Here is a 6,768-nt window from a genome sequence, read left to right on the forward strand (position 1 = left end):
GTGAGCCGGTGATGGGGATTGTGAGCGAGCCGTTGGTGTCCGCGGTGCGGGAATGTTCCACGCCATCCGCGATGGAGAGCCCACCCCCTGCGGTGCTGACTCCGGCTGTAGTGCAGCTGGTGCTGCCGATCACAGTCGTGCTGGTAGGTGATGCAGCAGGTGCGGCGCAAATGCTCAAGCAACAGCGTTACCGACGGCCGGCGTGCCATGCCCGGGCAGAGCAGCTGGAGATCAACTTGCAGGCACCGGTGCATCACCCGCCGAGGCCTAAGTATCAGCCGCCGACGCGCTGCAGGCCACAGCGACAGCGGCCAGTGCGGCCCCATGCCGCTGCTGATGCCCTGGCGCTGGAGCATATGGACCTGGCAGAGAAGATCGCAGGCAACTTCGCTCGGCGCACTGTTCACCCGAAGGAGGACTTGCTGCAGCTGGCGATGATCGGGCTAATCAAAGCTGCCCGCCGCTACGACCCTTCTCGGGGGCCATTTCGGCCCTACGGGCGCACCTATGCCAACGGGGAGATCACGCACTTTCTCCGCGACAACGGCTTTCTACTGAAGGTGCCGCCGACTTGGCGGGAGCTGCATGCGCGGGGGCAGCGGTTGCTTGCCTCAGGAGTTGGTGTGGGCGAGATGCTGGAGCGAATAGGAATTAGCCGCGAGCAGTGGATTCAGATTGTTGACGCCTGCTCAGTACGGGTGGTTGCTTTTCAAATTGAGTGAATGCTCAACATCAGCAGGGGGACCAGTTGGCAGCCTTGCAAATCAAATCCACGCTCATCTGCTGTATCTTTATACAAGACTGCATCTTTGTCAGCAACCTTCCTCAGCGCTAATCAAGACAACACTGGCGTCCCCAGTCTTGGTAGTGTTTTCAATCCGAATCGATCCGTCACCACCCAACATCTCACTTCCCTTCATTCCTGCAAGCACGTAGACAACCGAAATCTTATAAATCCCAAATTGTGTCTCGTAAGTCGAGCGAATCTTTCCATCGCCATCCTCGAATTGCGCGTTGCGGGCTGCCAGGTTATGCATGACCCCGTCCAAGGCTACGACAAAGTTAACGACGCCTGGTCCACTTCCTCCATATTCCCATGCTGCTAACTGCACCCCCTCTCCTGGATCTTGCCCCCTGTGAACAGCACTTCCTTGACAGCCTCCAAATCCTGCCTCTCGATAGGAGAAGCCAGTGAGAGTTGGTGGAGCTGCAATTGCAGGCGCAGAGGAACTGAGCAAACCAACCGCAAAAAAGGATGCAGACAAGGATCTCAGGATGGACAAGGGTTTCATGGATTTATGCGATTGCCTGTAGGGTTCAGGGTATAGCGGATATGCCTGCGTATCTTCAATGGCTTCTTAGTCAGCTCAACGCTGGCCCTGAGTGGCAGCCGAGGAGTGTGGCGTGGCGTAGCAGAGAGCTGGTGGTGGCTTGCCCACTTCAGGGGACTGTTAGGCTCTTAGGGCTATGCAGATGCCGTTTCTAATTCGGGATGGCGATTCCACAAAGCGCGATTAATTCAATCCAGCAGGGAGTGGAACCCCAGTATCTTGTAAGAGATGTTCTAGCCTGGTTTGGGAAGACACGGCGTGGGGTCAATGTAGTCGCAGCAATTCACGGTGCATTATCTGCAGCCAACCTTGAAACCGACCCGTCCTTTGAGACCGCTTATCTCGACGAACCCGTAAAAATAAAACGAACTGGTGGGCCCATTGAAGATGACATTGTGCGAGGTGGAACTGTTGATGATCCCGTAATAAGAGTTACTTCTGTAGCTGCTGCTCACAGGAAGATTATCGCGGTATCGAAGTCTGAGACAGTGGAGCGCGCCATAACACTAATGCTCGAGAACAATTTTTCTCAGCTTCCGGTAATGAGCCATGTCGAAGCCCGGACTATTGATGGCATGTTCAGTTGGCGTTCACTTGGCGTTGAGCGTGCAGGCGGCAGACAACCCAATCGAGTTCAAGATGCGATGGAACACGCTGAGATCGTTAATCATGCCGACGACTTAGTCCAGGTTGTTCAGCGCATCCTTTTACATGATGTAGTTGTCGTTCAAGCTCCAGACCGGACATTTCAGGGTATTCTGACCATCCATGATATTGCGGAACAGTTCCAGGCATTGGCTGAGCCATTCCTCCTTGTTGGAGAGATTGAGAAGCATGTTCGGCGTCTAATAGACGGAAGATTTACTCACCAGCAACTGATGAGCGTCAGAGCTGGAGACGATGGAAGAACGATTACAACAGTTGCAGACCTCACTTTTGGTGAATACGTTCGACTGGTGCAATCCGAAGAGAACTGGTCAAGACTTGGGCTGGCAATCGATCGTACCGAATTCGTTCGCATCCTTGACAGAGTTCGCGAGATTAGAAACGACGTGATGCATTTTGATCCTGATGGGCTTGACAACGAAGTCAGAAAAGAGCTGCAGAGCGCAAAGAGGCTTCTTACATGCATCAGCCCTGAACCAGCACCAAGGCCTTTATAGTTCTTTGCATCTGTTCAATGCTCAAGATCAGCGGCCGAAGTCTCATCGAACGCAGATATGCACTTCACATCCGCTCGCTGTATCTTGATGTTAGCTGGCCATGAAATAGCATATCCTAGCATCCTTGTGACGCTCTTACTACAATGTTTGCCTCGATGTAAGCCTTTGTATTTCTAAGGAGCAGAGTGGCTCGAGCTTGGGAAAGCTCACTTCCAACTCGTTTCCATCTTGGGGTCCGAATATCAACGTAGTATCTCCCGTCATAGGCAGAGATGTGATTTTCACCGCGAGAGTTTATCGGTAGTTCCCGGACCTCTCCGTCGATGGACATGAGAAGATTATTTGGTTGTGTATTGCCCTCATATTGGTATGGAGCCCATGCAAGCGTGGTTCCCTTCCAGTCATCTAGCGAATAGCCGCAGCCTCTGGGAATTGAGGAATCAGGAAGCTCTGAGATTTGAGGCTTCACTGCTTGAGCCATCCCCAAACTAACATCCAAGCCAATAGAAAGCACAGATGCGCTTAGGGCGATGAGAATCTTATTCGCGGGAGTTCTCGACATTCGGAGCCATCTGTTACTTCCTCCATACCCTACATTTGAATTCCCAAATCGCCAACGCCCCTCCGCTGTGACCATCTAACGCTATACGGGCGGATCCTCGCTAAGCGATAACGAGAACCTCCGTGGACCGCATAAGAACCCGAAGCCTTTCCGAGTCGAAGTCGAAACCCACTACTTTGGAGCCAATCCCAGGTAAAGCGCTTATTACGCCTGGTTTTTATACGGACCCATAGAAGATCCCAAGCTTCGCGGCTTGATCGACCTACCAACTTGCCATGAGCTAAGACCCAAATCATGCAGATTCTGCATAGACCTCCCTGTGGCCAATGACGGTCTCTGGCAAGAGCTGAGACCACAAGCAGCAGCCAGTGCCCACCACCCGCCGCCGCAGGACAACCACACCCAGTAGACCCTTCTCCCCTCCAGAGACACAGGCCCAAGTTCCAAACCAGCCTCCCTGGCTGGAGCACCCCACCCTCTCTGGCCTTCGGGACCGACTGCAGCTGGTCTACGACTGCTGGACCCTGCTCGAACTCCCTGATGGCACCAGCCGCCGGCCGGTCTACCTACCCCGCGGTATTGAGGAGCCCGAGACCTGCTATCTCAAACGACTAGAAGCCGCCCGCCCCACCGGCTTCTACCGCGATGCTCTACGCACCTACGCCGGGATGCTTTCGCGCCTGAGCTGGCAGGAGCTGCCCGACTCCCTGACCCGGGTGGTCACTGATGTGGATGGCCAGGGCACCGACCTGGGAGTGTTCCTGTTCCTTGCCGACCTACTCACCCTGCGCGATGGCGGCTGCCTGATCCTGCAGCTGCCGCCCCAGCACCGCTGGCCCTCAGAAGGGGACCGGCTGGAGGCCCTCGCCAAGGGCGACCGGCTATCCCTGCCCCGGCTGCAGCTGGTACCCCGAGGCGACCTGCTCAACTGGCGCCTGCCTACCGATGCCGCCAGTTCTGCTCCGGCATCGGGGCCGGTCAAGATCGTCTGGCGGGAGCCGCGCCGCCAAGCCCTGCCGCCCCGGTTCGCCAGCGGCAATGCAGCCGTGCCGACTGTGGTGATCGACGCCCATGGCGGCTTAGTGCCGGATCCACAGGCCTGGATCTACCGCAGCCTTTCGGTCACCGATGACGGCCTGGTGCTGCGCAGCTGGCAGGCCAATCCCAACCCCGGTGCTGTCGATGGCTACGACGTGGTGCCGGTGGGTGAGCCTTCGCTGCTGCCTCAGCGCTTTGACCTTCCGGCCCTCTGGTACTCAGTGGATGGCAGTGCCTTTGGAGAGGGCGATTTGCCCCACCTGGGACTAGCCCACCAGTACCTCAACCACTACCGCTGCCGCAGCGACTACGAGGATCTGTTGTCACGTACCGCCTTGCCAGTAGGCGTGCGCACGGGCTTGGTGGATGCCTACGGCTTCCGCCGCAGTGATGGTGCCCTGGGCTCGAGTGCATCTAATGGTGGCGCAGAAGGCCAGCGTCCCCAGCGCCTGGTGCTTTCCACCTCCTCCTTCATGGACCTGCCGGAGGGTGCCAAGTTTCAGTGGGTCGAAATAGAAGCCCGTTCGCTGGCGGAGCACCGGGCCTACCTGCAGCAGCTGGAAGAAGCAATGCGGCGCGACGCCCTGATCCCCGCCGGTGGCCGCGGCCCGGCTCGCACCGAGCTGGAGATTTCGCTCACCGCCGGCCAGAGCTTTGCGGTGCTGCAGTCGTTGGCGGGCCAGAAGAGCTCGATGCTCAGCACCCTGCTGCTCCAGTGGACCCGCCTCACCGGTGAAAAACTGTCCGACACACCGGCCTGCAGCGTGGAGATTTGCCCGCTAGTGCCGCCCCAACCGCCGCGCAAACCCCAGCCCTCAGTGCAGGAGTGGCTGGTGTTGCATGAGCGGGGGGTGATCGATGGGGCCGAGCTGCGCCAGCAGCTGGGACTCGATGGCGGGGCAGCAGCCTGAGCGCAAGCGAACCTGGATCAACGTGGTGCGTGTCTGGATTTGGACCGCTGCTTTGCATGGCTATCTCCACCTACCGCGTGACCCCTGCCCGAATTGGTAACTCCTACGGACTGCGGTTGCCTGCGGCCTTTTACCGGGACCATTCCCAGTTCGCCGGTGCTGCCGGCCAGGCGGAGGTGCTTGATGAAAACACCCTTCTATTGCGCCTGGAGCCAGAAGAGCCGCAGCAGGGAGAAGCTGAGGAGGACAGCCTGCTGCTCGGGTTCTTCCTCGATTTCCTCAGCAGGCAGGCGCTCAAGGCCGATCAGGGACCGGTGCTCTACAGCGAGGCCATGGCCGCATAAGATGACGCGCTGTTGGCCGGCGTGACGATTGACGCCGCTGACGGGACAAGTGGGGCATGAATTTGTAGCGGCTGGGTAGCAGCAGGCAGCAGGGGCCCCTGCTGCAGATTCAGCCGTGATGGGTCTGCTCCCTGGCGCAGCACTCAATAGAGCGGCCTCCGCCTTCCTCCCCCTCCGCAGGCCCGCCTCGCTGGGACCGCCAGGATTGACGTAGAGCATCAAGACCGCCGAACAAGGCTGGGCCGCAGTTGTACGAGAACGAAAGCAGCGCCGCTTGCTGATTGACGTTGAACTGCCGCCAGCCGGGCACCAGCTTGACCAGCAGACCCCAGTCACAAGCAAGACGCCCCTCCAGCAGGGCATCGGCCAGATCCTGGCTGATCGTGTCGCCGGACTTGACCAGAGTGCCGTCCTTGTAAGTTCTCAAGCCAAGCGTCCAGGGCTCAGCACCGGTCTCGTGATCGGGGCAGGAATTGAGCCGTAAGCCCTATAAATCCCGCACCATAGGGGGGGCGACAGCGATATCAGCGGGTAGGACGGTGGCCGTAGCCGGTTTTTCCGGCCACGCTTGCGATGCCTTGGTCTCCATCGCTGCCTTCAATAGAACTCGCAGCACGCTGCCCTCTTCCGGTGCCTAGAGCTCAAGGTCCACCAGCCGCTCCAGCACCGCCTGCAACCGGGCCCGATGGTGAGCCAGCTCAGGATCGAAGTGCTCAACTTTGTCGCCAATGGGAATGGGGCGGCTCATCGGAACACTCCCCATCGACCAGTGGCCAAGGCCGGCTGGTTCTTCGCGGCTGCGGACTGCATGCCGGAGGGGAAGAACAGGTCGAGAGCCGGGCTGCGAGACCGGCATTCACTTGGCGGGGGGCCTGGATCCAGTTGGGAAGCTCGCAGGCACCGACGAACCCGGCCGAGAAGACGATCATGCCGGTGAGCAGACTATTGGGAGGCAGCTGCTCCGAGCAGCCGCAACAAAGGGTTCATGAAGCCATAAAGTGGCGTATCATTGGGCTCTTGCCAGAGGAGCGACACGATCAGACATGGGGATCAATCAATCGCCGCCACCAGTGGCTGGCGCAAGGCGGCGAACGCCGAACTCCAAGCGGTTCCGCAACCTGCCTCTGGGCAGATCCGCTGAAAAGCTCAATTGGAGAGGCAAGTAGTCCAGAATGGAAAATAATCTATCTTGCTTTTCGGGAGTCCTTGAGTAACAGGCTGCCATTGCTAGGAGTTGGAAAGGTGTAAGCCTGTGCATGTGACTCCAGGGTATCTAATTGCATCGCACTCGCCAGGAAAGGCATAGGGCCGAGGGAGAGATGGTAGGTCAGTGATACCTTCAGTCATACAACTTCTGTTGCGATTATGTACCCCAACTCCTCCTCGAGTCAGCAAGGGGTGCCTAAAGGCAAGGGCCTA

Annotated in this window: 5 protein-coding genes and 1 pseudogene; 4 read left to right on the forward strand and 2 right to left on the reverse strand. The window is 58.2% G+C overall.

Annotated elements, in window-relative coordinates; genetic code table 11:
* Positions 1–722: sigma-70 family RNA polymerase sigma factor (locus tag KBZ07_RS14175; protein ID WP_254932215.1), on the forward strand; the 722-nt coding region annotated here is incomplete at its 5' end.
* 90 nt (positions 723–812) lie between these two features.
* On the opposite strand, the gene KBZ07_RS14180 is transcribed toward KBZ07_RS14175, so the two are convergent.
* The gene (locus tag KBZ07_RS14180; RefSeq protein ID WP_254932216.1) at positions 813–1,265 is read right to left on the reverse strand and encodes a hypothetical protein; all 453 of its coding nucleotides are present in this window, start codon (positions 1,263–1,265) and stop codon (positions 813–815) included.
* 227 nt (positions 1,266–1,492) lie between these two features.
* Between KBZ07_RS14180 and KBZ07_RS14185 the strand changes: the two genes are divergently transcribed.
* The 3 genes from KBZ07_RS14185 (at position 1,493) to KBZ07_RS14195 (ending at position 5,349) form a co-directional block, all read left to right on the forward strand.
* Positions 1,493–2,494 (forward strand): CBS domain-containing protein, encoded by a 1,002-nt coding sequence (locus tag KBZ07_RS14185; RefSeq protein WP_254932217.1) that lies wholly within the window; start codon positions 1,493–1,495, stop codon positions 2,492–2,494.
* A 930-nt stretch (positions 2,495–3,424) separates the two neighbouring features.
* The gene (locus tag KBZ07_RS14190; RefSeq protein ID WP_254932218.1) at positions 3,425–5,005 is read left to right on the forward strand and encodes a DUF4055 domain-containing protein; all 1,581 of its coding nucleotides are present in this window, start codon (positions 3,425–3,427) and stop codon (positions 5,003–5,005) included.
* Positions 5,006–5,061: 56 nt separating this feature from the next.
* Complete coding sequence (locus KBZ07_RS14195) at positions 5,062–5,349, forward strand: hypothetical protein (RefSeq protein ID WP_254932219.1); 288 nt, start codon at positions 5,062–5,064, stop codon at positions 5,347–5,349.
* A gap of 109 nt (positions 5,350–5,458) precedes the next feature.
* Here KBZ07_RS14195 and KBZ07_RS14200 read toward each other — a convergent pair.
* Positions 5,459–5,824, reverse strand: a pseudogene (locus KBZ07_RS14200) (glycoside hydrolase family protein); the annotation flags it as partial.
* Positions 5,825–6,768 lie beyond the last annotated feature (944 nt).

The sequence above is a fragment of the Cyanobium sp. BA20m-14 genome (assembly GCF_024346295.1).

What these genes read in the sequence shown, in the direction of transcription:
- KBZ07_RS14185 (WP_254932217.1), top strand. Translation starts at nt 1,493, where the DNA reads ATGGCGATTCCACAAAGCGCGATTAATTCAATCCAGCAGGGAGTGGAA.
- KBZ07_RS14195 (WP_254932219.1), top strand. Translation starts at nt 5,062, where the DNA reads ATGGCTATCTCCACCTACCGCGTGACCCCTGCCCGAATTGGTAACTCC.